Below are 23,429 nucleotides of genomic sequence, written 5' to 3'. Positions count from 1 at the left end.
GCCGTCCTCACCAGTACCGCAGAGCGTGCCGAAAGGTGTTGGCCAGCAATGCTTCATCGACGTCGATGGGCGCGTTGCCGAGCAGCCGCTGCTGCGGCCAGGCGCCGGCCGCCAGCGCGGTGGCATCCGATTCGGCGTAGCCGACGCCGGCGAGTCCGTCGGGCATGCCGACCGCGCGCATGATGCGCACCAGGTGATCGGCCAGCACCGGGCCCGCGTCGGCGTCGGCGGCACCCGCCACGTCGGCGCCGAGATGGCCGGCGGCGGCCAGGTGCCGGGCCGGATCCGCGGGGGCGGTGAGGCGGAAGGCGGCCGGGGCGTTGAGGATCACCGACATGCCGTGCGGCACGATGGGCCCGTCGCCGGGATATCCCGACGGGTGGAAGTCCCGCACCTGACCGGCCACGGCGTAGGCCATCGCGTGCGGAATGTGCACGCCCGCATTGCCGAACGCGATACCTGCCAGCGTCGCCGCCCACATGGTCTGTTCGCGCGCCTCCCGGTCGGCGGCGTCGGTGACGGCGCGTTCGAGGTAGCGGCCCAGCAGTCCGAGCGCCTCGCGGCTGCCCAGGTCGCTCCACGGGTTGGCGCCCTGGCTCATCGGCCGCCGGCCGGGCTGCGCGGGCGCGGCACGCCGGGTGAACGGCCGGGCCGTGTAGGACTCCAACGCGTGGGAGAGCACGTCGAGACCGCTGCACGCGACGACCTCGCCGGGCAGCGTGTCGGTGCTGTCGGGGTCGACCAGCGCTTCACTGGGCCGCAGCTCCGGGCTCGCGATGCCGGTCTTGGCGTGCAGGGAGAGCAGGTCGAAGATCGCGATGCCGGTGACCTCGCTGCCGGTGCCCGACGTCGTCGGGCACGCGATGTGCGGCGCCAGCGGGCCCGGTACCGGCCGCGCGGCGCCGATGGGCGCGTTGACGTAGTCGGCGAAGTCCGCCGGATACGTGGCGTACAGGTTGGCGGCCTTGGCAGTGTCGATCACCGATCCCCCGCCCACCGAGACGTACCCGTCGGGTCGGGTCTCGGATACGAAAGCCGCTGCGGCGCGGAAGGATTCGTCGGTCGGCTCGACGCTTGCCTCGGTGTAGGTGACGACGTCGAGTCCGGCGTCGCGCAGCGACCGCAGCGCCGTGTCGAAGAACTCGAGCCGGGCGACCGAGGCGTCGGAGAACAGCGCCACCCGACCCATGCCCAGCGCCGTGGCGCGGTCGCCGACTTCGCGCACACAGCCCCGGCCGAACGTGATGCGGGAAGCGTCGACGGTGAACGCGGTATCGAACTTCCAGTGGCAGCAGCTCATGGGTCGATTCTGCCGTCGAGGCCGCCGCCGCGGCGCGCCGCCCGGGCGCTGAGCGCGAGCGCGGCCATCACCAGCGCGATGCCGGCGATCTCCGCCCCGTCGGGCCGCTGGGCCAGGGCCACCGCGCCGACCACCGCGGCGGTGGCGGGAAGCATCGCGAGCAGCAGCGCGAAGCGGGCGCGCCCGACGCGGGCCAGCACCGGTTGGTCCAGCGCGTACGGGATCGCACTGGAGAGCACCCCCACCCCGGCGCCCAAGAGCCAGGTGCGGGGCTCCGTCAACACCGACGCGTCGATCACGCCCTGCGCGCCGAGCAGCACCGGCGCCGACAGCAGGGCCGCGACGGCCATGCCGACGGCCAGGGAGTCGATGCCGGCCCCGGCGTCGGCGACGCGCTTGCCGAGCAGGATGTAGCCCGCCCACAGGGCGGCGGCGAGCAGGGCGAACGCCACACCGGCACCGTCGACCCCGGTCTGTGCGCCCGCGAGCAGGTAGACCCCGGCGCCGACCAGCACGGCGGCGGCGTAGTCGCGCGGCCGGCGGGAACCGAGCACCGCGACGGCCACCGGGCCGGTGAACTCGATGGCGACGGCCGTGCCCAGCGGAATCCGGGCGATCGCCTCGTAGAACGCCACGTTCATCGCCAGCGTGACGATCCCGAACATCGCCGCCGCGCGCAGCGCGGGCCGGGTCCAGCGTCGCCGCCACGGCCGTCGCCACACGAGCAGCACCGCCGCGGCGCCCGCCGCGCGCAGCCACGCCACCGTCGACGGCTCCGTCGTCTCGAACAGCGTCACACCGACCGCGGCGCCGGCGTACTGGGATACCGCGCCGACGACGAAGAACAGCGGTACCGACCAGCCCGGGATCCGAACCGCCCGGGGTCCGCTAACCGGCGGCGGCCCTACGGGCACGTTCGGTCATCGAGGCGATCACGCCGCCGTCGTTCAGGATGTCGGTCCCGGTCAGGTAACCCGCTCGCCCACCGGCGCAGAAGGCCAACAGTTCGGCCATCTCCTCCGCCGTGCCCCACCGGGGCACCGCGGCGTCGGCCACCATCGCGCCGGCTCCGGCCTTCTCCTCGAGCCGGCCCATCTCGGTGTCCGTCGAGCCCGGCGAGACGGACAGGATGCGCAGCCCGCGACCGGTGAACCGCTCCGCCTGCGCCGTCGAATACCACCGCACGAAGCTCTTGCTCAGCGCGTAGGCCAGGCCCGGGCGAGCCTCGTCCGGCGCGATGTCGCAGGCCGAGCGCATCTGCTCGAGGAAGCTGTCCGGATCCTCCAGGGCACAGGGAAACGCGGCGGTGGGCACGATCGACTCGGGGAGCATGTACGCCGACATGGACGCGACGTTGACCAGGGCGGCACCCTCGGGTGCGACGCGGTAGAACTGCTCGCCGACGGTGAGTGTGCCGATCGCGTTGGTCGTGAGGATGTAGTCGGCGTCGCCCATGCTGGGGCTGACCCCCGCGGTGTGGATCACCGAGGCCAGCGTGCCGAGATCGGTGGCGGTCCGCAGCAGGGCTGCGACGGCGGCAGGATCCGTGACGTCGCCGGCGACGGCCGTCGCCGCGATGCCCTGCCCGTCGAGCGCCGCGTGCGCGGCGGCGAGCCGGTCCTCCCGGATGTCGAACAGCACGACGGTGTGGTCACGGCCGACGATGGCCGCGGTGGCCCACCCCATGCCGCCCGCTCCTCCGGTGATCACCGACACACGCGTCATAGTTAGACCGTATAGGCAATACGGTTGCCTCGGAAGCCAGTCTCAGGATTCGGTGAGGTCCTGCAGGCGCACCAGGGTCTGGTTCATGATGCGGCCCACCTGCCGCGCGGCCACCCGGTCCGCGATCAGCCCCAGCACCCCGCCGGGTGCCTCGTAGGCCAGCCGGAAGGTCACCTTCGTCTTCCCGTCGCCGCACTCGCGCAGGCGGAAGCGTCCCCGCAGGGTCACCCCGGTGATGCCGATCCACGCCAGGTCGCGGGCGTCGTCGAACTCCACCACCTCGATCACTCCCCCGATCGGCACCGAGCCGACGCGCCAGTGCACGGTGAACCGCGATCCGATGCCGACCGGACCGTCGGTGACCGTCTCCCAGCGCTCGAGGTGTGCCATGAACTCGGGGTAGCAGGTCGGGTCGCTGACGTGCTTCCACACGATGTGTGGATCGACGCCGAAGATCCTGCTTCGCGACAGCCGCATCGTCTCTCCTAACCGAGCACCGGGAAACGGCGCTCGGCGCCGAGCCGGTCGACCGCGCCCTGCAGGCTGGCCAGCACCTTGTCGTTGATGACGTCGTCGTCGCCTGCGGCGATGTCCTCGGCGTCGATCGGGTCCTGCACCTCGATGACGATCTTCGTGGGCAGGGGCAACCTGGGAACCATGTCGCTGATCGCCAGTCCCCACGGCGGTGCGAGCAGGATCGGGACGCTCTTGAGCCGGGCGATCTTGTCCACGGCCAGCAGCCGGGCCAGCCACTGCCCGCGGTCCAGGAACAGCGCGGCCTCCTGCCCGCCGACACTGGCGACGGGAACGATCGGCACTCCCGCCTCGCGGGCCAGTGTCACGTAGCCCTTCCGTCCACCGAAGTCGACGTCGTGGCGCTTCCAGGACGGCCGGAACACCTCGTAGTCGCCGCCGGGGTAGACCAGCAGCGCCGCACCGGATTTCAGGGCCAGCGCCGCGTTGTCGTGGTTGGCCGCGACGGTGCCGAACTTGCGCAGTGAGCCGAGGCCCGGCATGGACACCACCAGGTTGTGCGCCAGCTGGTAGAACGGCCGCTCCACGCCGAAATACGAGCAGAACGCCAACGTGAACACGAAGGTGTCGGGCGGCAGGTTTCCGCCGCTGTGGTTGCCGACCAGCAGCACCGGCCCGTCCTTCGGAATCCGGTCGAGCCCGCGGACGTCCGCGCGGAAGTACAGCGATGCCAGCAACCACAGGCCTGGCAGTTGCTCCCGGATGTAGTCGGCGTCGCGCTGGTCGAGATCGGCCTTGGGCACCCGGGCCGACAGTTCGTGCTTGACCCATTCGAGTACGTCGCTGAAACCCGGCATTGAGGTGATATTGACCACCGGCGATCAGAGCAAACCCGGCTGCGGCACAATCTCGTGGCGTGCCCTCCTCGCTCGGCGACGTGCTCGCCTCGATGGCCCTGACCCGTGTCGACGCGCGTGCCTTCCTCGGCGAGCAGCTGCCTGCGCCGGCTCATCACATCCTCGGCGGGCACATCTCGGCGCAGGCGCTGCTGGCGGCGGGTCTGACTGCGCCGGGGCGCGCGCCGCACAGCGTGCACACCTACTTCCTGCGGCCGGGCGATGCCCGCCGTCCGGTGCGGTTCGACGTCGTGGATCTGCAGGAGGGCCGCACCTTCTCGGTTCGCCGCGTGACCGCGCGCCAGGACGAGCAGATCCTGCTCGAGGCGATGTCGTCGTTCACGCTGACCGCGGGCTCCGCCGCCGGCGGGTACCAGCCGCCGGCTCCGGAGGTGCCGCAACCGGAGGCGCTGCCCGTCGTCGCGCCGCACTTCGCCGAATCCGACGACGTGACGCCGGGGCAGTGGTCGAGTCTGCGGTGGTTCGAACGGCGCATCGTCGACGCCGACCGGTCGCCGCCGGCGCGGTCGCGGATCTGGTGGCGGCCGGACGGGCCGGTGCGCTGCGACGCGACGTTGACGGCGGCGCTGGTCGCCTATCTGTCGGCGGTGACGCTGACCGAACCGGCGTACGCGGCGCGCGGGAAGGTCGGCGCGTCGGCACAGCGGGACCACTCGGTGTGGTTCCACGGACCGGCGGATCTGTCGGACTGGCTCCTCTACGACCAGTCCTCCCCGAGCAGCACCGACACGCTGGCACTGGCGAGCGGGACGATGTTCAACCGCGACGGGCGGCTGGTGTGCACGGTGCGCCAGGAGATGTACTTCCCGCCACCGCGCGGCTAGCCGGTCGGGTGCGCGCGGCGGAACGCGTCGACCGCGGTGGGCAGCGTCGGGAAGATCCTGTCCTCGCCGATCGCGTCGATCAGCCCGGCGGCCACCAGATCGTCGTGGAGCTCCCGCTTGACCCGTGCCATCGCGAATTCGATTCCCTGACTTTGCAATTCGGTGCGTAACTGACTCAGCGCGTCGAGGGCCGTCAGGTCGACCTCGACGTTGGCCTCCGCGTTGAGCAGGAACCACCGCACCGGATCGGCGCTGTTCTCGACCGCGGCCAGGGCGCGCTGCCGGAAGTTCTCGGCGTTGGCGAAGAACAGCGGCGCGTCGTAGCGGTAGACCAGCAGCCCGGCCAGGGGGCTCGCCGTCGGATAGTCGTCGATGTCGTGCATCCCGGCAAGCCCCGGCACGAATCCCAGGATCGCGTCGTGGGGCCGGGCGACGCGGCGCAGCAGCTCGAGGACCGACACGGCGATCGCGGCCAGGACGCCGTACAGCGCACCGAGCCCCAGCACCGCCACCGTCGTCACCACCGCGAGCAACCACTCGCTGAGCCGGAACCGCCGCAGTCTCCGGAACTGTGCGACGTCGACCAGTCGGATGGCGGCGTAGACCACCAGCGCGCCAAGCACTGCGGTCGGGAACAGGGCGAGCAGTCCCCGCCCGGCCACCATCACCAGGAGCACGACGGCGAGCGCCACCAGCGAGTACGCCTGGGTGCGGCTGCCCACCGATTCGCCAAGCGCGGTCCGGCTCGCGCTCGAGCTGACCGGGAAGCCGTGCGTGAGCCCGGCGCCGACGTTGCAGGCCCCCAGCGCGCGCAGTTCGGCGTTGGCGTCGATGCGCTCCGACCGGCGCGACGAGAACGACCGCGCGGTGAGCACGTTGTCGGAGAACGCGACCAGGGCGATGCCGACGGCGGGAATCACCAGCCCGGCGACGTCCGCGAGGCCGACCCCGGGAAAGCCCAGCGGTGGCAGGCCGCTGGGGATCGGCCCGACCAGCCGGATGCCGTCGCCTTCCAGGGCGAACACCGCGACCACCAGCGTCGTGACCGCGATGGTGATCAGCGGTCCTGGCCAGCGCGGGATCAGCCACCACAGCACCAGCAGCAGCGCCAGCGCCGACAGTGACAGCACCACGGTCGGCCAGTGCGCACCGTCCAGGCCCGACAGGAACGACCGCACCTGGGCGGTGAACTCCTGACCGTCGACCGTGGTGCCGGTCAGCTTGCCGAGCTGGCCCGCGATCATCAGCATCGCGACGCCGGTCAGGTAGCCGACCAGCACGGGCTGGCTGAGCAACTCGGCGAGGAAGCCCAGCCGGACGAGGCTGGCCAGCAGGCACACCGCGCCGACGAGTATCGCGAGCACGGCCGCCAGCGCGGCATAGCGCACCGGGTCGCCGTGGGCCAGCGGTGCCAGCGCCGTGCCGGTGATCAGCGCGGTGGTGGACTCGGGGCCGACCGAGAGTTGCCGCGACGAGCCCAGCACCGCGTACACGGCCATCGGCACCAGCGCTGCCCACAGCCCGGCCACCGGCGGGAGTCCGGCCACCGTGGCGTACGCCATCACCTGCGGGATGAGGTAGGCCGCGACCGTGAGACCGGCCAGGACGTCGCCGCGTAGCCAGGACCGCTGGTAGTCGCGGAACTGGGCGATCGTCATCCGTGACATGGAAGCACGGTCACAGCCGGGCCGTGCGCAAGACCGCGCCGAACGGGTACCCCCGCGCGATGAGCACTACAGACCAGCGTGACCTCGGCGATTCCGACAGCCCGATCGAGGATGCCCTCGAGCAGGCCTTCAACCGCATGGTCGACGAGGGCACGCAGCGGCTGCACCGCAGCTGGCGTGAGGTGCTGGTGACCGGGTTCTTCGGCGGCACCGAGGTGGCGATGGGGGTCCTGGCCTACCTGTCGGTGCTGGTGGCGACCGATAACCCGCTCCTGGCGGGGTTGGCCTTCTCGATCGGCTTCCTGGCGCTGCTGCTGGGCCGCAGCGAGTTGTTCACCGAGGGATTCCTGGTGCCCGTCACCACGGTGGCCGCCAAGCGCGCCAGCGTGGCGCAGCTGGTGAAGCTGTGGAGCGGCACGCTGGCGGCCAACCTCGTCGGCGGCTGGCTGATCATGTGGCTGGTGATGACGGCGTTTCCGAAGCTGCACGGCCAGACCGTCGAGTCCGCGCAGCACTACGTCGACGCGCCGCTGAACGCCGAGTCGATCACGCTCGCGCTGCTGGGCGGGATGGCGATCACGCTCATGACGCGCATGCAGCACGGCACCGATTCGATGCCGGCGAAGATCGCGGCGGCCGTCGCCGGGGCGTTCCTGCTGGCCGGTCTGCAGATGTTCCACTCGATCCTGGACTCGCTGCTGATCTTCGGCGCACTGATCGCCGGGAACACCTCGTTCGGTTACCTCGACTGGCTCTCCTGGTTCGGCTACACGGTGGTGTGCAACATCGTCGGCGGTCTGGCCCTGGTCACGCTGCTGCGCCTGATCCGCAGCAAGGACAGGCTCAAACAGGAACGGCGCGAAGCCGATTCACCGACGGGGCGTCCCCGCTAGATCGCCGCCACCCGGTCGAACCAGGGCACCGCCCGTTCCAGCTGCGCGGCCAGCTGGATCAGTCGCGACTCCCCGGCCAGCGGCGCGACGAACTGGACCCCGAGCGGCAGCCCGTCGGCGGTCCAGTGCAGCGGCAGCGAGATCGCCGGCCGCCCGGTGAGATTCGCCAACTGGGTGTAGGGCACCCAGCCGAGGTTGTCGTCGACCATGTCGTCGACGATCTTCGTGTACCGCAGCATGCCTGCGGTCCGGGTCTTGAGCAGGACGTCGGCCGATCGGGCCAGGGCGGCGGGCAGGTCGAACGCCCCGATCCTGGGCGGCGGGGTCGCCAGTGTCGGGGTGAGCAGCAGGTCGTGGGACTCGAAGAACGTGGTGAGCCGGCGGGTGTGTTCGTGGCGGCGCGCCACGGCGTCGACGTAATCGACACCGCTGGTCGCGCGGCCCAGCGCGGCCATGATCAGCGTGTCCCGTTCGAAGGAGGCGTCGCCCGCCCCGGTCAGTCTCTTGGCTTCCCCGACTTCGAAGGCGATGGAGACGAACCAGGTCAGCAGGAAGTCCCGGGCCAGTGCGGCATCGTCGAACGGGGCCTGCGGGAGTTCGTCGACGTGGTGCCCGAGGTCGGTCAGGATCCGCACGGTGTTCTCGACCGCGGCGTAGGCCTCCGGATGGGGGTGAGGAGTGATCGCCGACGGCACCCGCACCCCGATGCGCAGCGGGCCAGGTTCGGTGTCCAGGCAGGATGCGAACGACGCGTCGGGTATGCCGGGCACGTACGGTCCGCCGGGCTCGCCTCCGCGCAGCACGTCGAGCATGGCCGCGGTGTCGCGCACGGTGCGTGAGACGACGCCCTGCACGGCGGCGCCGTGCATCGGCTCCGCTGCGCGCGGCCCCGACGGCACCAGTCCGCGGCCGGGTTTGAGACCGACGAGCCCGCAGCACGCCGCAGGGATGCGGATCGACCCTCCGCCGTCGCTCGCTCCCGCGCACGGCACGATGCCCGCGGCGACCGCGGCGGCCGCTCCGCCCGACGAGCCGCCCGGGCTGTGGGCGAGGTTCCACGGGTTGCGGGCCGGCCCGTGGGCCGCCGGTTCGGTGACCCCCTTGGCGCCGAACTCGGGGGTGTTGGTCTTGCCGAAGATCACCAGGCCTGCGTCGAGCCAGCGCTGCACGACGGTGGAGTGCTCGGGGGCCGGCCGCGACGCCAGCGCACGCGAACCGGCTCCGGTGGGCGTCCCGGCGTAATCCTGGCCGAGGTCCTTGATCAGGAACGGCACGCCAGCGAAGGGGCCGTCGCCCGGCTCGGGTGCCGGGATGTCGCGCACGATGGCGTTGATCCGCGGGTTCACCGCCGCGGCGCGGTCCCGGGCCAGTGTCAGCAACTCGGTCGCCGACACCTTGTCGGTGGCCACCAGCTCGGCCAGGCCGGTGGCGTCATAGGTCCGGTAGTCCTCGAAGTCCATGGCCTGACCGTATGTTGCCCCCGCTCGGCAAGGAAGGGTTTCGATTCGTTATCAAGGTTTGTCTCATTTGTCACATGGGTAACTCCAGTAACGACGCGGACGACGCGATCCGACGCGCCACCCACCCGAAGAAAGTGACGAATGGATCATCATCATGAACACCATCCTGTACTTCAGCGCCCAGGGCGCCGTCTATGAGACACGCGCCTACACCAAGGCCGACGTCGACCGACTCATCCACGACCGCGGACTGCAATCGCTGAGCAGTGCCGACCGGCAGTTCGACTTCTGGTTCAGCTCCTCCACGCCGGGCTGTCAGCGCCGCGTCAACCGCCGCGCCACCGAATTACTGCTTGCCACAACGAACTTCACCGCGAAGACGGTCCCGCTGCTGCGCGGAGCGGTGGTCGTCGCCACCCACGACGCCGACGGTGACCTCGACGGCTTGAGCTGGCAGCAGCTCGACCTCCTGGCGGCCCGCCACCGGTCCGTGAGTGCCCGCGACGAGCGGATCCTGACCCGGCGGATCACCCGGGATGGGCAGCGCGCGCGGCGCACCGCGCAGGTGCCCGCGCCGGTTCCCGTGCCGGTCGCCGCGCGCATTCGCGCCGCCGCGACCCGTTAGCTCAGCGGAACTGCGCGACTCCCTCCGCGAGCTGATCGAGGATGCGCAGTGACTTGTCGAGCGGTTTGGTCGGCAGCAGCAGGCCCAGTTCCCCGAAGCCCAGTTCGGCTGCGGCACTCCAGTACTGCGGGTCGTTCGGCGCGGCAAACATCGTCAGCGGGACGTCGTGCCCGGCGCCCTCGGTGATCTGGTCGATCCGCAGGCGCAGCCGCTCGACCGGCAGCGGATTGGAGATCCAGCCGGCCTTGTGCCGGATCACCCGTTTGACCGTGGCGTCGGAATCACCGCCGATGAACACCGGCGGGTGCGGTGTGCGCACCGGCTTGGGCCGGCAGTAGGACGCGTCGAAATCGACGAAGCGTCCGTGGTACTCGGCGGGTTCGGTGGTCCACAGCGCCTTGATGGCCTCGATCCGTTCGTCGAGCAGCGCGCCGCGCGTCTTCGGATCGGTGCCGTGGTCGCGCAGTTCCTCGATGTTCCAGCCCGCGCCGACACCGAGGACGAACCGCCCGCCGGAGATCAGGTCGATGCTGGCGGCCTCCTTGGCCGTGATGATCGGGTCGCGCTGGATCAGAAGCGCGATGCCGGTGATCAATTCGATCTTCGAGGTGACCGCGGCCGCCGCCGCCAGCGTGACGAACGGGTCCAGCGTGCGGTAGTAGATGGACGGCAGATCACCGCCGAGCGGATAGGGCGACTGCCGGCTGGCCGGGATGTGGGTGTGCTCGGCGACGGCCAGGGACGTGAAGCCGCGCTCCTCGATCGCCCGTGCCAGGGACACGGTGTCGATGGTGTCGTCGTTGACGAAGGTGGAGATGCCGAACTTCATCTGTACGAGGCTATGCCTGCCCAGACCTCAGACGTACTCCAGGGTGGTCATCATTCCGGCGTCCATGTGATAGCCGTTGTGGCAGTGCAGCATCCACACCCCTGGGTTGTCGGCGTCGAACGCGACGGCAACCGCCTGCATCGGCGCGACGATCACGGTGTCCTTACGCGGCCCGGGGGCGCCGTCGGATCGCAGCACCTCGAACGTGTGCCCGTGCAGGTGCATCGGATGCCACATCATCGACCGGTTGACGAACCGCAGCACGGCGCGCTGGTTCTCACCGACGGTCAGCGGGACGGCGTCGGTGAAGGGCCGGCCGTTGATCCGCCAGTCGTAGCCCATCATGCCGCCGGAGAGCACGGCCTGCAGTTCGGCGTCGGGCGCCCTGGGTGCGAGCCGGACGGGCGACGCGGCACTCAGAGCGGCCGCCGTGGCAACCTGGCCCGCCAGCTCGGCGGGCCGGAAGTCCGGGCCCGGATCGCTGCCGGCCCCGGTACGCAACAGCGCGCGCGCCGCACCGTTCTTGCCTTCCGCAAACGCCAGCAGCGGGAAGACGCCGTCGGCCGCGGTGACGAGCACGTCGTAGCGTTCCCCCATGCCCAGCAGCACCGCATCCACGTCGACGGGATCGACCGGATAGCCGTCGGTGTGCGTGACCGTCATCCGGTGTCCCGCCAGCGCTACCCGGAACGCGGTGTCGGCGGCGGCGTTGATGATCCGGATGCGCACCCGCTGCCCGGGCTGTGTGGTGAAAGCAGTTGGCGCCGAAGGTATCCGGCCATTGACGAGGTAGTAGGGGTAGCTCACGTCGCCGCCGTCACCGCCGAGCAGCGAGTTCCCCGCGCCACCCATGCCCGGCATGCCGTGCATCGACATCCGCCGGGAGCGCAGTCCGTCGAGAATGTCGTGCGGGTCGGGGCCCACGCCCGCGGTCCAGTCGTCGAGCACCACGATCCACTCCGCGTCGTAGTCGCCGGGGTCGGCCGGGTCGTCGATGATGACCGGCAGATACAGCCCGTAGTCGGTGTCCAGCCCGGCGTGGGGGTGCGCCCAGTAGCTACCGGGTACCGGTGAGGTGAACCGGTAGGTGAACTCCTCGCCGGGGGCGATCTCGGGGGTGGCCGGGGCGGCACCGTCCATGTCGTTGCGCAGCGCGATGCCGTGCCAGTGGACCGACGTCGGGTGGTCGAGTCCGTTGGTGACGCCGATCGCCAGCTCGTCCCCGACGTTCGCCCGCACCAGCGGGCCCGCCACCCGGCCGTCGTAGGCGAGGCTGCGGACCACCGGGCCGCCCAGGTCCAGGTCGCTCGACCCGGCACGCAGGTGTGCGGTGACGGTCCTGCCGGTGTGGGGGCGGGCCGCCTCGGTCCGGGCGATCGCCTCGGCCAGGCCCGCTTCGGGACGCACGGCAGCGGGCGCAGCGTCGTGCCGCGCACACGCGGTCAGCGCCGCTCCTGCCAACGCGGCGGACAGGAAGCGCCGCCGGCTCAGTGCCACCACCTCAGTGTGGGACCGGGTGGCCACGGCGGACAGGGCCCTAAGACCCCCGTTGCCGGAGCCGCTATGGCAAGCCTTGGTTTGCTGGCAGAGTGCTGCGAACGTGGTTACGGTGACGCGGTGGCCATTCCTTCCCATCCTGCCGAGCCCCATGTCGGTTCCGTTGCCGCCAAGCTGAATTGGTTACGCGCCGGGGTCCTGGGGGCGAACGACGGCATCGTGTCCACCGCCGGCATCGTCGTCGGTGTCGCCGCGGCCGCGGCCGAGCGCGGCCCGATCCTCACCGCCGGTATCGCCGGCCTGGCCGCCGGCGCGGTGTCGATGGCCCTGGGCGAGTATGTGTCGGTCAGCACGCAGCGCGACACCGAGAAGGCGCTGCTCAGCAAGGAACGCCGAGAGCTGCGCGACGACCCGGCCGCCGAGCTCGACGAACTCGCCGCGCTCTACGAGGAGAAAGGCCTGACGACGGCCACCGCGCGCACGGTCGCCGAGGAGCTCACCGACCACGACGCGTTCGCCGCGCACGCCGAGATCGAATTGGGCATCACGCCAGGCGAACTGACCAACCCGTGGCACGCGGCGCTGTCCTCGGCGCTGGCGTTCACCATCGGCGCCCTGTTGCCGATCATCGCGATCATCCTGCCGCCCACCGCATGGCGCATCCCGGTCACTGTCGTCGCCGTACTGGCCGCGCTGGTCCTCACCGGCGCGGTCTCCGCCGGGCTCGGAGGGGCGCCCAAGCAACGCGCGGTGATGCGCAACGTGATCGGCGGCGGTCTCGCCTTGGCGATCACCTACGGCATCGGTTACCTGGTCGGCGCTGCCATCGCCTAGGCCCCCGGTGTAAGGAATCCCGTCCGGGGTATAGCAGCGCGGTGACCGACTCCCCTACGCCCGTACCCGAGGATCTCCGGCGGCTGGCGGCGGCCCACGGGGTCGCGACGTCTTACCGCAACGAGCGCCGGGAGCCGGTGAACGTCGACGCCGACGTCGTCATCCGGGTGCTCGGACTGCTGGAGGTCGAGGCCCGCACCGAAGAGCAGCGTCGCGCCGAGCTGATCCGGCTCGAGGAGCGCAGCCGCGCCGGGGTGCTGCCGCCCACGCTGGCGGTCCGGTTGACCGGGCAACCCCGGCCGGTGCCGCAGGCGGCGATGCTGGTCGCCGAGGACGGCTCCCGGATCGAGGTGCGCGACGAGATCCCCGCCGACCTGGCACCCGGCTGGTACCGACTGCACACCCGCGACGGGCAGGAGGTCACCGTGGTGGCCGCGCCCCCTCAGGTGCCCACCGCGCCCGACACCTGGGGCTGGATGCTGCAGCTCTACGCGCTGCGCTCCGCGCGGTCCTGGGGCATCGGCGACCTGGGCGACCTGCGCGAGTTCATGGACTGGACGGTCACCGAACATGGTTGCGGCGCAGTGCTTCTCAATCCACTGCATGCTCCGGGGCCCACGCATCCGGTGCAGCCGTCGCCCTACACTCCCTCGAGTCGGCGGTTCGCCAATCCGCTCGCGCTGCGCATCGAGGACCTCGAAGCCTACCGGCAGGCCGAGCCCGCGACCCGCGCGGAGATCGATGCCCTGCGGGTGTCGGCGAGCACCCCGCGCATCGACCACGACCTGGTGTGGGCGGCGAAACGGTCGGCGCTGGAACTGCTCTGGCGTTCGGCGGGCCGGCCGGATCCGCTGGGTGACGCCACGGCCTCGGACGGTCTGCGCGACTGGGCCACCTACTGCGCGCTCGCCGAACGGCACGGCGGCCGGTGGAGCCGCTGGCCCGAGCCGCTGCGTGACGTGTCCGGGGCTGCCGTGGCGTCGGCCCGCCGGGAATTGGCTCCTCGGTTGGCGTTTCACGCGTGGGTGCAGCAACGGTGTGCCGAGCAGTTGGCAGCGGTGCGGGATGCCGGCAACAGGTCCGGGATGGCGCTGGGGGTGCTGCACGACCTGGCGGTCGGCGTGGACGCCGACGGTGCCGACGCGTGGGCGCTGGCCGATGTGCTGGCCACCGGTGTCAGCATCGGTGCACCGCCGGACAACTTCACTCCGCGCGGGCAGGACTGGGGGCTTCCGCCGTGGCGCCCGGACCGGTTGGCCGCCAACGGCTACGGTCCCCTGCGGGACATGCTGCGCGCGGTGCTGTCGCATGCCGACGGCCTGCGCATCGACCATGTCGCGGGGCTGTGGCGGCTGTGGTGGATTCCGCCCGGCGACGGTCCGGATCGCGGCACCTACGTGCACTACGACGCGGAGGCGATGCTGGCGGTGCTGGCCCTCGAGGCGCATCGGGCGCACGCCACGGTGGTCGGAGAGGATCTGGGCACCGTCGAGCCGGAGGTCACGCAGGCGTTGGCGGACAACGGGATGCTGGGATGCGCGGTGTCGTGGTTCACCCGCGACCTGGACGACCCGGCCGAGCCGTTGTTGCCGCCGGCCCGGTGGCCGGAACGGGCCGCCGCGAGTATCTCCACCCACGATCTGCCCACCGCGGCCGGCTTCCTCGGCGGTGAGCATGTACGGGCGCGGGCCGACCTCGGCCTGCTCGACGATGTTCCGGCCGAACAGGCCAACGCCGACAAGGAACGCGCGGAATGGTCGGCGCTGTTGACCTCCGAGGGTCTACTGGCCGCGGACGAGCAGTCCGACGAGTCGGCGGTCATCCTCGCGATGCACCGCATGCTGGCCGCGACGCCGACCCGGCTCAAGCTCATCTCGCCTTACGACGTCATCGGCGAGACGCGCCAGCCCAATCTGCCCGGCACCGTTGACGAGTATCCGAACTGGCGGCTCCCGCTCCCCGAGACGCTCGAGCAGCTGCGTGCCGATCCACGCGTCGCGGCGATCACCGCGGCGTTCCGCACCACCGATTAGTCAGCGCAGCTGCGGCAACACGTCGCGGCCGAAGGTGGCGAAGAAGCCGTCCAGATCCGGGCCGATCTGCTGCACGTAGATCTCGTCGACATCGGCGTCGACGAACTCCCGGATCTGGGCGACATGGGCGTCCACATCAGGCCCACAGGTGACCGACTCCGCCACCATGTCCCGGGTCACCAGGGTCGCGGCCGCCTCGAAGTCGCGCGGCCGCGGTAGCGTCTGCGCGAGTTGGCCGGGCAGGGACTCGTTGGCCCACAGCCGGTGTGCGGCGTCCAGTCCGGCGGCGGCGTCGCGGTCCCAACTCACCTTCGTGCCCGCCTGCACCGGCTTGTCGCCGCCCCCGCCCTCGCGGAAGGCCTTCACCAGGTCCGCGTCGGGCATCGTGGTGCAGAACCCGTCGCCGATCCGGCCGGCCAATTCGGCTGCCTGCGTGCCGAATCCGGACACGTAGATCGGAACGGGCTCCTGCGGGCAGGTGTAGATCCGTGCCTCCTGCACCTCGTAGTGCTCGCCGTGGTGGCTGATCTCCTCGCCTTTGTGCAGCAGTCGGATCACGTCGATCGCCTCCTCGAGCATCTCCAGCCGCACGCCGACCGACGGCCACTGATCGCCCAGGATGTGCTCGTTGAGCAGTTCGCCGCTGCCGACCCCGAGCACGAACCGGCCGTCGAGTTGGACGGCGGCCGTGGCCGCGGCCTGCGCGATGATCGCCGGGTGGATCCGCATCGTCGGACACGTCACGGCCGTACTCACCGGGAGCGACGTCACTTGGGAGAGCGCACCGATCACGCCCCACACGAACGGGCTCTGGCCCTGCGCGTCGTTCCACGGGTGGAAGTGATCGGAGATCCACAGGGCCTCGAAGCCAGCGTCCTCCGCGCGTTTGGCCTGGTCGACCAGGCTTTGTGGGGTCCACTGCTCGCACGACAGGAAGTATCCGATCTTCGCCATGCCGGCGCGGTTACCCAGCGCCGGTGCCTCTATACATCACCGCGCTGATCGGGGCGGCGTTGGACATGGGGATTGACGACGGCGGAAGCGGGTAGAGCCCCTGGCATGAACCTGCATCGCGCGCTCGCGGCTGTCGAGCGCTTCCGCTTCCTCGACGGTGCCGCGGCGACCGCGGCGGGCGTCGCCGACACGGTGGTCGACCGCGCCCGGCTCGGTCGGCTTCTGCGCGGCTCGTGGCTGGGTCACCCTGTGCACCCGCTGCTGGTGACGGTGCCGATCGGGGCGTGGACCTCGTCGGCGGTGTTCGACGTGGTGTTCAAGGATCCGGCCACCGCGCGCCGACTGGTGGGCATCGGGCTGGCGGCGACCCCGCCGACGGTGCTGGCCGGCTGGGCCGACTATGCCCTCCTGAACCGGCCGCAGCAGCGGGTGGGCCTGGTGCACGCCGCCTCGAACGGCACGGCGCTGCTGCTGTTCGCGCTGTCCTACCGCGCCTACCGCCGTGAGCGCTCGACGGCCGCGCGCCGGTACTGCCTGCTCGGGCTGGCCGCGATGGGAGTGGGCGGTGCGCTGGGCGGGCACCTGTCCTATGCGCAGGGCGCGGGCATGTTCCGATGGCAGCCGGTGCGGGCGCTCACCGACCGCAGCCCGCGCGAATACCTGCACGCCGCTTAGGGATTCACAGGTCGAGCACGACGGCCTCGGTGGGCTGCGCGCAGCAGATCAGCACGTTGCCCTCGGCGGGCGGTTCCAGCGGCTCGGGCGCGTAGCGGACCGACCCGGCCAGCAACGCGGTCTCACAGTTGTGGCACACCCCGGTGCGGCACGACCAGCGGACGGGGACGTCGCAGGCCTCGGCGAACTCGAGCAGGCTCATGTGCGCCGGCCCCCACGACGCCGAGAGGCCGCTACGAGAGAACTGCACGTCCGGTCCGGGTCCCGGTTCTCCGGCGGGCTGGTGCGGGGCGACCGCGTGGGCGGCGATGCCGGGCGTGAGTGCCGGCCCGGCGCCGAAGATCTCGGTGTACACCCGGGCGGCGTTCAGACCGTGCGCGATCAGCGCCGCCTCCATCTCGGTCATGAACGCGTGCGGGCCGCACACGTAGGCGCTGGCGTCGCGCGGCACGTCGAGCGCGTCCAGCGCCGAACCCGCGATCCGGCCACGCTCGCTGTAGTCCACACCGGACCGATCGGTTGGCGCGGGGCGGCTATAGAAGACGTGAAATCTGCTGTGAGGCAACCGTTTCAAAAATTCCCGCGCTTCGGCGGCAAACGGGTGCTCCGTGCCGTCACGAGCTCCGTGCAGCCACCACACCTGCCGGGTGGAGCCCGCGGCGGCGAGCACGTGCAGCATCGACAGAACCGGCGTCACCCCGACGCCGGCGGAGACGAGGACGACGGGCGACCCGTCGTCGACGAGCCGGAACGTGCCCCGCGGCGCGGCGACGTCGAGAAGGTCGCCCGGGTGCAGCCGCGAATGAATGTATCCGCTGGCCGCGCCGTGGGACTCGCGCTTGACGCTGATGCGGTATTCGCCCCCGCCGGGGGCGTTGGACAGGGAGTAGCTGCGGACCACGCCCGCCGACCCGTTAGATGCCGGCATGCGTAGCGTGATCGCCTGTCCGGCAATCCAATCGGGCAGCGGTGCGCCGGTCGGGTCGCCGAGCACCACCGACCGCACCGAGCGGCTCTCGTCGTGCACCTCGCGCACCGACAGCGCGCGGAAGCCGGCCCACGCCGGCGGCGGACCCGTGACGGCCAGCCCCGGGTTGCCTGTGGTCTCGTTCTCCTCGGCCAGCGCGCGCAGCGACGTCTGCCAGCCCGGGCTCAGAGCGGGGATGCGCAGCGCGCGGTCGAGGGCGTCGCGGGGATGACCCGGAAGGTAGAGCAGGGCATCGATCTCGGCGACGGTCATGTGTTCGGGGCCGTCGGCGACCTTGACGATGTCCTGGCCGGCTTCGAGCTCACCCTCGGTGATGACACGGCAGTAGAACCCGGGTCTGCGGTGCGCGACGAGCAGGGCGGCCATCCGCGGTTCCCCGATCCGCATCCCCGCGCGGTAGCACGTGACACGCGGCTGGGTCACCTCGAGGACCACGTCGCCCACGCGGTAGCGGTCACCGATGCACACCTCGTCGTCGGGCAGCCCCTCGACGGTGAGGTTCTCGCCCAGACACCCCAGCTCGAGGTCGTCGCGGCCGAATTCGCGGGCCCAGTGCCAGTAGGAGTCGAGCTGATAGACCAGCACCGCGCGGTTCTCCCCGCCGTGCCCGCCGAGGTCTCCCTGGCCGTCGCCGTCGACGTTGAGGCGGCGCACCATGCGCGGCCCGGTGACCGGCTCTTTCCACGCCCCGGTGTAGACGGTGCGGTCGTTCCACGCGATGTCTCTGGGCATGCCGACGTTGACGGATACCAGGGTGGCCACCGGGCCATCCTCTCTCCGCTGCTGTCGCCGCGCAGACGAAGGACCGAGGGCGACGACGTTTGGCGGCGCACGGAACGGGCAGCCACCCGCAATGTCAGAAGATCTTGCGGCCAGGATGGCCGAGTTGGCGCGCGCCGCCGCGATGCCGCGTGACGCCGAGGAGGTCTTCAGCGAGGTGACGTCCGCGGCGGTGGAGCTGATCCCGGGCGTGGACACTGCCGGCATCCTGCTGATCACCAAGGGCGGCAGATTCGAGTCGCACGCCGGCACCACGGACTTACCGCACGAACTCGACGAGCTGCAGCACACGCTGCAAGAGGGCCCGTGCATGGACGCCGCACTGGACGACCCGGTCGTTCGGACTGACGACTTCCGGGTGGAATCGCGGTGGCCCGCCTACTCGGCGGAGGTGGTCGAGCTCGGCGTGCTGAGCGGCCTGTCCTTCCGCCTCTACACACACGAGCGCACCACGGGAGCACTCAACCTGTTCGGGTTCGCGCCGACGGTGTGGGACAACGACGGGCAACTGACCGGCACGGTGCTCGCCGCCCACGCCGCCGCGGCGATCAGCGCGCACCGTCATGCCGGGCAGCTGACATCGGCTCTGCTGTCCCGCGACCGGATCGGCCAGGCCAAAGGCATCATCATGGAGCGATTCGACGTCGACGACGTGCAGGCGTTCGACATGATGCGACGGCTGTCGCAGGAGAGCAACACGCGGCTGGTGGACATCGCCCGGCGCGTGATCGAGACCCGCGGCGGTTCCTGATCGATCGGTGTCTGTTCGCATGGACTTCGCAACGGCGGGTACGTCGTTTCGCATGTCATCAAACGAGCCGGCGTATCGGCCGGACGAGGAACTGGCCGGCATCTTCGCGGGCCTGTCCGGCGTGCTGCTGACCGAGGACACCGTCGCCGAGGCACTGGGTACGGTGACGTCGCTTGCGGCCGACACGATCGGTGACAGCACCGGCGCCGGCGTGAGTCTGCTCGATCCGGCCGGCACACGGATCAGCTCCGGGGCCACCGACCCTCTGGTCAAGCGGCTCGACGATCTGCAGTACCGATACGACGAGGGGCCCTGTCTGACGGCATGGCAGGAGTCGACCGTCGTCCGGTCCGATCCCGAAGAAGACGAGCGCAGGTGGCCGTCCTGGACGCGCGCCGCCCAGGCACTGGGCCTGCGGTCGTTCCTCAGCGCCGCGCTCATCACCGGCGAGCGGACCCTCGGGGCGATCAAGGTGTACTCGACGGCAACGGACGCCTACTCCGACAGGGACGCCGACCTGTTGCGCCGCTTCGCAATTCAGGCCGCGATCTTCGTCAGCAACGTGCAGACCATGCAGGCAGCCGGGCAGATGAGCGACACGCTGAAGGAAACCTTGCGCCGTCGCGACGTGTTGGCGATGGCGCGCGGGATCGTGATGGCGCGCAATCACATCGGCCCTGAGGAGGCGTTCCGCCGTCTGGTCGTCGAGTCCCACACAAGTCGTCGCGTCCTGACCGACGTCGCCGACCGGATCGTCGCGTCGGCGACGGAAGCGTGAGCGGTCCCATGGCCACCCCTGGAGAGGTTCACCAGCGTTTCCACCAAGCGTTCGAATCGGCTGCGCTGACCGTGGAGGACTTGTGGCTGCGGTACTTCGCTCTCGGCGGCGTGGCGAGCCGCTTCGAACTCGAGGCCTATCTCAACGGCGCGCTGGCGTTGCCGCCGTTGCAGCACGACATCGTGGCGCACGCCATCAACGAGCGACTCGACGAGATCGCGCCGCCACGCGCCCCGTACAGCATCGACTTTCCCGAGCCCGACGAGACGACCGGCACGTAGGAATGCGCTAAGACAGCGGTATGCCCGACGCCCTCCGCCCGCCCGGGGCCCCGACCGCGTTCCGCTATCCCGATGTCGGCCCGCGGCGGGCCCGGCTCCGCGCGACGATCCGGCGGCTGACCGGGGTCGACCCGTTCCCGTCCGATGCCGTCGCCCGTGCCTTCATCGACGGCCTGACCGAGGGCGATCCGGTGGCCGAGCGGTTCGTCGCGCAGACCTACCACGGCGAGATGGGCGCCCGCCGGGCCCGCGACCTCGTCGAGCGGGCGCAGCGCGAGGGCATCGACAGCGTCCCCGACGCGCCGGACTCGATGCGGGCGCTGTTCGAGGAGTTCGAGCAGCTGCCCGGCTGGGTGCAACCCGACCTGGTGGAGCAGGGCGCGGCGGTGTGGCGGCGCTGGGCCTACGCGCTGGGGGCACTCGGAAACGCCGGCACCACCGACACCTACACCGAGGGCTGGCTCGCGGTCCCGCTGTCGCTGTCCGGCGGGTACGCCGGCAGGCGTGCCATGCACCGCTATCTCGAGACGTCGCGCTGGTGGATCGAGGTGTGCCGTCCCGGGGCCATCCTGACCCCGGGCTCGCTGGGGCGCAGCATCTCCCTGCACGTGCGGATCATGCATGTCAGCGTCCGCGAGCGGGTCAGGCTGCACCCGGAATGGGATGCGCAGCGCTGGGGGCTGCCGATCAGTCAGTCGGCGATGCTGCTGACCCTGCTCGGCGGCAGCGTCGCGCCCGCCCTCGGCCTGTTCCTGCTCGGTCACCTGACCTCGCCGGCGGAGACGCGCGCGGTGCTGCACTTCAACCGTTACTGCGGTCATCTCGTCGGGGTGCGCTGCGACGGCTACTTCCCCGAGACGGTCGCCGACGCGTGGCGCATCCTGCTGATGGCCGACTCTGCCCGCAGCCACGACAGCGGGTCCGACGGAGCCGAACTCGTCGAGTCCTTCGTCCCCGCCTTCGCGCCAACCCCGGCACACCGCGGGCTCGGCCGGTTGCGGGCCGAGTATCACTATCGGGTGCAGGCGGGCTACCTCGGGCTGTACATGCTGCCATGGAACCGCCGCCGCTACCTGTTGCCGTCGGCGCTGCCAGGAATCTCGTTGCTGGCGTTGCGCTTTCCGGTGGTCGCCGGGTTGGAGATCGCCCGCCGGGTGTCGCCGCGGCTCGACCGGCGCTGGCAACGGACGAACCTCGAACGCTGGGAGCGCTGGCTGCGGTGGCAGTCGGCGGGGAAGGCGGCCGAGTTCGAGGCGGCGGCGCCTCTGCGCCGCTGATGTAACCCGCCCGCCTACTTCTTGACGAGACCACTCGCCGAGAAAGGCAGCCCGCCCATGTCCGTCCTGTCCGCCCGCGCCCTACCGATCGACCAGTTGACCGCCACCCGGGCATCGGGGGCGGTGGTGCTGATCCGCCTGTACGTCGGCCTGATCTTCGCCGGTGAGGGGGTGTTGAAGTTCCTCCGTCCCGACACGCTGGGGCCCGGCCGCTTCGAGAAGTCCGGTATCCCGTCGGCGACGTTGCTCGCCTATGCCGACGGAACCGCCGAGATAATCTGCGGAGCAATGATTCTCGCGGGCCTACTGGTCCGGCTCGCGGTGCTTCCGATGATCGTGGACATGATCGGCGCCCTGACCATCACGAAGGTGCCGCTGCTGTGGCACGGCGCGCCGCTGTATCCGACTGAAGGCGGCTTCTGGGACTTCTTCCACGAGGGACGTCTCGAGATCGCGATGCTGTGCGGCAGCATCTTCCTGCTGGTCGTCGGCGCCGGTGGCGCCTCCCTCGATCAGCGCCTGCGCCCCACCCCCAGCGATTCAGCAGGATGATTCGGCGGCGGCGGCGATGACCGCGGGCCACAATGAGATGCCCAGGTCTCGCGACGCGCAGACGCCACCCTGGCGCGGGAGGCTCCGGCCGGTGACCGAAACGTCGTACCCGAACTGGGACGCGGTGTACCGCGACAACGTCACCTGGGTGTATCGCCTGATGTACGCCAAGGTGGGCAACAGGCCCGACGCCGAGGACCTCACCGCGGAGGTGTTCATGACGGCGCTGCGTCCGATGCGGGTGTCGGCCACGGTGCCCGAGGTGCGTACCTACCTGCGCCGGACGGCTCGCACGGTGCTGGCGTCGTACTGGCGGCACCGGATGGGCCGGCAGGTGACGACGATCAGCAACGATGTGGCCGACGTTCCCGAGGCGCCCGAACACGAGGTGGCCGACGCCGCCACACCCGGTCGGGTGCGCGGACTGCTCGACGCCCTGCCAGACAACTACCGGCGCATCCTGGAGCTACGGTTCCTGCAGGCGATGAGCATCCGGGACGCCGCGGGGCAGATGGGGATCAGCGTGGCGAACGCGAAGGTGTTGCAGCACAGAGCTTTACGCCTGGCCGCCCAGAACGACGCGGAGGACGTGTCATGAGTGACCGGACGGTGCGGGAGTTCGTCGAGGACCTGCTGCGGGGCCGGCGCACCCGGCCGGCACGTCCCGACGAGTTCGAGGCCGCACAGATGGCCGCCGCGATCGAACTGCGGGCCGCCCGCACCGGCAGCGACGCCCCGAGTGAGGAGTTCGTCGCCGGCCTGCATCGCCGTCTGGCCGAGGAGATGGCCGACGGACAGCCGCCCGCCGGACGGGTTTCGGGTACCCGTCGGCAGGTGGTCGTCGGCACCGGTGTCGCCGCCGCCTCGGCCGTCGCCGGCATCGTGGTCGGCCGCAACCTGTTGGCCCCGAAAACCCCCGTGCCACAGGCTGAGCCGGCCACACAGGCGACCCTGAAACCCAACGGCGGCACCTGGCGGTCGGTCGGTTCGACTGCCGATCTGCCCGCGGGCGGCGCGCTGGCCTTCGACCTCGGTTCGGTGACCGGATTCGTGCATCGCCGCGACGGCGGGCTGCAGGCGGTCTCGGGGGTGTGCACCCATCAGGGTTGCAAGCTCTGGCTCGACGCACCGGACGGCCGGCTTCGCTGTCCCTGCCACTCGACGTCTTTCTCGCTGACCGGGCAGACCCTGACGCATCAATTGCCCGTCGCTCCCCCACCGCTGCCCCGCATCGAGGTGCGTGAGAACAACGGCGTGATCGAGGTTCTCGCCCCCACCGAGCCCGTATGACGCCCGGGGTCTCGCCGTTCCAGGC

The 23,429-nt window shown here is 70.9% G+C and carries 24 protein-coding genes; 13 read left to right on the top strand and 11 right to left on the bottom strand.

Annotated features, from left to right (window positions below; genetic code table 11):
* Window positions 1-7: 7 nt before the first annotated feature.
* From G6N45_RS05160 to G6N45_RS05140, 5 genes are read right to left on the bottom strand one after another with little or no spacing between them, the layout of a single operon-like run.
* Window positions 8-1,300: a hydroxyacid-oxoacid transhydrogenase gene (locus G6N45_RS05160; RefSeq protein ID WP_163720687.1), complete on the bottom strand. Its 1,293-nt coding sequence runs from the start codon at window positions 1,298-1,300 to the stop codon at window positions 8-10.
* On the bottom strand, window positions 1,297-2,214 hold the full coding sequence (locus G6N45_RS05155; RefSeq protein ID WP_163720686.1) for an EamA family transporter: 918 nt from the start codon (window positions 2,212-2,214) through the stop codon (window positions 1,297-1,299). The genes G6N45_RS05160 and G6N45_RS05155 overlap by 4 nt, the downstream gene beginning before the upstream one ends.
* Window positions 2,189-3,025: an SDR family oxidoreductase gene (locus G6N45_RS05150; RefSeq protein ID WP_163720685.1), complete on the bottom strand. Its 837-nt coding sequence runs from the start codon at window positions 3,023-3,025 to the stop codon at window positions 2,189-2,191. The genes G6N45_RS05155 and G6N45_RS05150 overlap by 26 nt, the downstream gene beginning before the upstream one ends.
* 42 nt (window positions 3,026-3,067) lie before the next feature.
* Complete coding sequence (locus G6N45_RS05145; protein ID WP_057149759.1) at window positions 3,068-3,502, bottom strand: SRPBCC family protein; 435 nt, start codon at window positions 3,500-3,502, stop codon at window positions 3,068-3,070.
* An 8-nt stretch (window positions 3,503-3,510) separates the two neighbouring features.
* On the bottom strand, window positions 3,511-4,356 hold the full coding sequence (locus G6N45_RS05140; RefSeq protein ID WP_163720684.1) for a lysophospholipid acyltransferase family protein: 846 nt from the start codon (window positions 4,354-4,356) through the stop codon (window positions 3,511-3,513).
* Between the two features lie 59 nt (window positions 4,357-4,415).
* Between G6N45_RS05140 and G6N45_RS05135 the strand changes: the two genes are divergently transcribed.
* Window positions 4,416-5,240, top strand: coding sequence for an acyl-CoA thioesterase (locus G6N45_RS05135; RefSeq protein WP_163720683.1), 825 nt, complete (start codon window positions 4,416-4,418; stop codon window positions 5,238-5,240).
* Here the strand turns inward: G6N45_RS05135 and G6N45_RS05130 are convergent.
* A complete protein-coding gene (locus G6N45_RS05130) occupies window positions 5,237-6,898 on the bottom strand; it encodes a SulP family inorganic anion transporter (RefSeq protein WP_246228894.1) in 1,662 nt (553 codons plus the stop codon). The two genes, G6N45_RS05135 and G6N45_RS05130, sit on opposite strands and share 4 nt — an antisense overlap.
* 68 nt (window positions 6,899-6,966) lie before the next feature.
* On the opposite strand from G6N45_RS05130, the gene G6N45_RS05125 reads away from it, so the two are divergent.
* A complete protein-coding gene (locus G6N45_RS05125) occupies window positions 6,967-7,800 on the top strand; it encodes a formate/nitrite transporter family protein (RefSeq protein ID WP_163720681.1) in 834 nt (277 codons plus the stop codon).
* Here G6N45_RS05125 and G6N45_RS05120 read toward each other — a convergent pair.
* On the bottom strand, window positions 7,797-9,260 hold the full coding sequence (locus tag G6N45_RS05120) for an amidase (RefSeq protein ID WP_163720680.1): 1,464 nt from the start codon (window positions 9,258-9,260) through the stop codon (window positions 7,797-7,799). The genes G6N45_RS05125 and G6N45_RS05120 overlap by 4 nt on opposite strands.
* Window positions 9,261-9,414: 154 nt before the next feature.
* On the opposite strand from G6N45_RS05120, the gene G6N45_RS05115 reads away from it, so the two are divergent.
* Window positions 9,415-9,885, top strand: a complete 471-nt coding sequence (locus G6N45_RS05115) for a hypothetical protein (RefSeq protein ID WP_163720679.1) — start codon at window positions 9,415-9,417, stop codon at window positions 9,883-9,885.
* Window position 9,886: 1 nt separating this feature from the next.
* Here the strand turns inward: G6N45_RS05115 and G6N45_RS05110 are convergent, their stop codons facing one another.
* Together G6N45_RS05110 and G6N45_RS05105 are read right to left on the bottom strand one after the other, a co-directional pair.
* Complete coding sequence (locus G6N45_RS05110; RefSeq protein WP_163720678.1) at window positions 9,887-10,714, bottom strand: LLM class F420-dependent oxidoreductase; 828 nt, start codon at window positions 10,712-10,714, stop codon at window positions 9,887-9,889.
* A gap of 27 nt (window positions 10,715-10,741) precedes the next feature.
* Window positions 10,742-12,211, bottom strand: coding sequence for a multicopper oxidase family protein (locus G6N45_RS05105; protein WP_246228893.1), 1,470 nt, complete (start codon window positions 12,209-12,211; stop codon window positions 10,742-10,744).
* Window positions 12,212-12,331: 120 nt separating this feature from the next.
* Between G6N45_RS05105 and G6N45_RS05100 the strand changes: the two genes are divergently transcribed.
* Window positions 12,332-13,045 carry a VIT1/CCC1 transporter family protein gene (locus G6N45_RS05100; protein ID WP_163720677.1) on the top strand — a complete coding sequence of 238 codons (714 nt, stop codon included), beginning with the start codon at window positions 12,332-12,334 and terminating at the stop codon, window positions 13,043-13,045.
* Between the two features lie 41 nt (window positions 13,046-13,086).
* A complete protein-coding gene (malQ, locus tag G6N45_RS05095; protein ID WP_246228892.1) occupies window positions 13,087-15,078 on the top strand; it encodes a 4-alpha-glucanotransferase in 1,992 nt (663 codons plus the stop codon).
* Here malQ and G6N45_RS05090 read toward each other — a convergent pair whose 3' ends face one another.
* Window positions 15,079-16,032 (bottom strand): LLM class F420-dependent oxidoreductase, encoded by a 954-nt coding sequence (locus G6N45_RS05090; protein ID WP_163720676.1) that lies wholly within the window; start codon window positions 16,030-16,032, stop codon window positions 15,079-15,081.
* Between the two features lie 105 nt (window positions 16,033-16,137).
* Between G6N45_RS05090 and G6N45_RS05085 the strand changes: the two genes are divergently transcribed.
* Window positions 16,138-16,707 carry a DUF2231 domain-containing protein gene (locus tag G6N45_RS05085; RefSeq protein ID WP_163720675.1) on the top strand — a complete coding sequence of 190 codons (570 nt, stop codon included), beginning with the start codon at window positions 16,138-16,140 and terminating at the stop codon, window positions 16,705-16,707.
* 4 nt (window positions 16,708-16,711) lie between these two features.
* On the opposite strand, the gene G6N45_RS05080 is transcribed toward G6N45_RS05085, so the two are convergent.
* On the bottom strand, window positions 16,712-18,457 hold the full coding sequence (locus G6N45_RS05080) for an MOSC and FAD-binding oxidoreductase domain-containing protein (RefSeq protein ID WP_163720674.1): 1,746 nt from the start codon (window positions 18,455-18,457) through the stop codon (window positions 16,712-16,714).
* Between the two features lie 91 nt (window positions 18,458-18,548).
* Here G6N45_RS05080 and G6N45_RS05075 point away from each other — a divergent pair, with 91 nt between their 5' ends.
* Genes G6N45_RS05075 through G6N45_RS05045 form a run of 7 tightly spaced genes read left to right on the top strand, consistent with a single transcriptional unit; the run spans window position 18,549 to window position 23,404 of the window.
* The gene (locus G6N45_RS05075; RefSeq protein WP_163720673.1) at window positions 18,549-19,226 is read left to right on the top strand and encodes a GAF and ANTAR domain-containing protein; all 678 of its coding nucleotides are present in this window, start codon (window positions 18,549-18,551) and stop codon (window positions 19,224-19,226) included.
* A gap of 52 nt (window positions 19,227-19,278) precedes the next feature.
* The gene (locus tag G6N45_RS05070; protein ID WP_163720672.1) at window positions 19,279-20,004 is read left to right on the top strand and encodes a GAF and ANTAR domain-containing protein; all 726 of its coding nucleotides are present in this window, start codon (window positions 19,279-19,281) and stop codon (window positions 20,002-20,004) included.
* An 8-nt stretch (window positions 20,005-20,012) separates the two neighbouring features.
* The gene (locus G6N45_RS05065) at window positions 20,013-20,285 is read left to right on the top strand and encodes a hypothetical protein (protein ID WP_163720671.1); all 273 of its coding nucleotides are present in this window, start codon (window positions 20,013-20,015) and stop codon (window positions 20,283-20,285) included.
* Window positions 20,286-20,305: 20 nt separating this feature from the next.
* Window positions 20,306-21,562, top strand: a complete 1,257-nt coding sequence (locus G6N45_RS05060; RefSeq protein ID WP_163720670.1) for an oxygenase MpaB family protein — start codon at window positions 20,306-20,308, stop codon at window positions 21,560-21,562.
* A 57-nt stretch (window positions 21,563-21,619) separates the two neighbouring features.
* On the top strand, window positions 21,620-22,114 hold the full coding sequence (locus G6N45_RS05055; RefSeq protein ID WP_163720669.1) for a DoxX family protein: 495 nt from the start codon (window positions 21,620-21,622) through the stop codon (window positions 22,112-22,114).
* A 37-nt stretch (window positions 22,115-22,151) separates the two neighbouring features.
* The gene (locus G6N45_RS05050) at window positions 22,152-22,712 is read left to right on the top strand and encodes an RNA polymerase sigma factor (protein WP_163720668.1); all 561 of its coding nucleotides are present in this window, start codon (window positions 22,152-22,154) and stop codon (window positions 22,710-22,712) included.
* Complete coding sequence (locus tag G6N45_RS05045; RefSeq protein WP_163720667.1) at window positions 22,709-23,404, top strand: Rieske (2Fe-2S) protein; 696 nt, start codon at window positions 22,709-22,711, stop codon at window positions 23,402-23,404. The genes G6N45_RS05050 and G6N45_RS05045 overlap by 4 nt, the downstream gene beginning before the upstream one ends.
* Window positions 23,405-23,429: the final 25 nt, after the last annotated feature.

The organism is Mycolicibacterium psychrotolerans (genome assembly GCF_010729305.1).
Taxonomy (GTDB): domain Bacteria; phylum Actinomycetota; class Actinomycetes; order Mycobacteriales; family Mycobacteriaceae; genus Mycobacterium; species Mycobacterium psychrotolerans.
This window is presented reverse-complemented; position numbering and strand designations above follow the sequence as displayed.

Bases quoted from the DNA above. Each gene is read 5' to 3' on its own strand.
- G6N45_RS05045 (WP_163720667.1), top strand. From the start codon at position 22,709: ATGAGTGACCGGACGGTGCGGGAGTTCGTCGAGGACCTGCTGCGGGGC.
- G6N45_RS05110 (WP_163720678.1), bottom strand. From the start codon at position 10,714: ATGAAGTTCGGCATCTCCACCTTCGTCAACGACGACACCATCGACACC.
- G6N45_RS05125 (WP_163720681.1), top strand. From the start codon at position 6,967: ATGAGCACTACAGACCAGCGTGACCTCGGCGATTCCGACAGCCCGATC.
- G6N45_RS05050 (WP_163720668.1), top strand. From the start codon at position 22,152: ATGCCCAGGTCTCGCGACGCGCAGACGCCACCCTGGCGCGGGAGGCTC.
- G6N45_RS05065 (WP_163720671.1), top strand. From the start codon at position 20,013: ATGGCCACCCCTGGAGAGGTTCACCAGCGTTTCCACCAAGCGTTCGAA.
- G6N45_RS05140 (WP_163720684.1), bottom strand. From the start codon at position 4,356: ATGCCGGGTTTCAGCGACGTACTCGAATGGGTCAAGCACGAACTGTCG.
- G6N45_RS05075 (WP_163720673.1), top strand. From the start codon at position 18,549: ATGTCAGAAGATCTTGCGGCCAGGATGGCCGAGTTGGCGCGCGCCGCC.
- G6N45_RS05160 (WP_163720687.1), bottom strand. From the start codon at position 1,300: ATGAGCTGCTGCCACTGGAAGTTCGATACCGCGTTCACCGTCGACGCT.
- G6N45_RS05085 (WP_163720675.1), top strand. From the start codon at position 16,138: ATGAACCTGCATCGCGCGCTCGCGGCTGTCGAGCGCTTCCGCTTCCTC.
- G6N45_RS05055 (WP_163720669.1), top strand. From the start codon at position 21,620: ATGTCCGTCCTGTCCGCCCGCGCCCTACCGATCGACCAGTTGACCGCC.
- G6N45_RS05060 (WP_163720670.1), top strand. From the start codon at position 20,306: ATGCCCGACGCCCTCCGCCCGCCCGGGGCCCCGACCGCGTTCCGCTAT.
- G6N45_RS05145 (WP_057149759.1), bottom strand. From the start codon at position 3,502: ATGCGGCTGTCGCGAAGCAGGATCTTCGGCGTCGATCCACACATCGTG.
- G6N45_RS05070 (WP_163720672.1), top strand. From the start codon at position 19,279: ATGTCATCAAACGAGCCGGCGTATCGGCCGGACGAGGAACTGGCCGGC.
- G6N45_RS05120 (WP_163720680.1), bottom strand. From the start codon at position 9,260: ATGGACTTCGAGGACTACCGGACCTATGACGCCACCGGCCTGGCCGAG.
- G6N45_RS05115 (WP_163720679.1), top strand. From the start codon at position 9,415: ATGAACACCATCCTGTACTTCAGCGCCCAGGGCGCCGTCTATGAGACA.
- G6N45_RS05150 (WP_163720685.1), bottom strand. From the start codon at position 3,025: ATGACGCGTGTGTCGGTGATCACCGGAGGAGCGGGCGGCATGGGGTGG.
- G6N45_RS05130 (WP_246228894.1), bottom strand. From the start codon at position 6,898: ATGACGATCGCCCAGTTCCGCGACTACCAGCGGTCCTGGCTACGCGGC.
- G6N45_RS05090 (WP_163720676.1), bottom strand. From the start codon at position 16,032: ATGGCGAAGATCGGATACTTCCTGTCGTGCGAGCAGTGGACCCCACAA.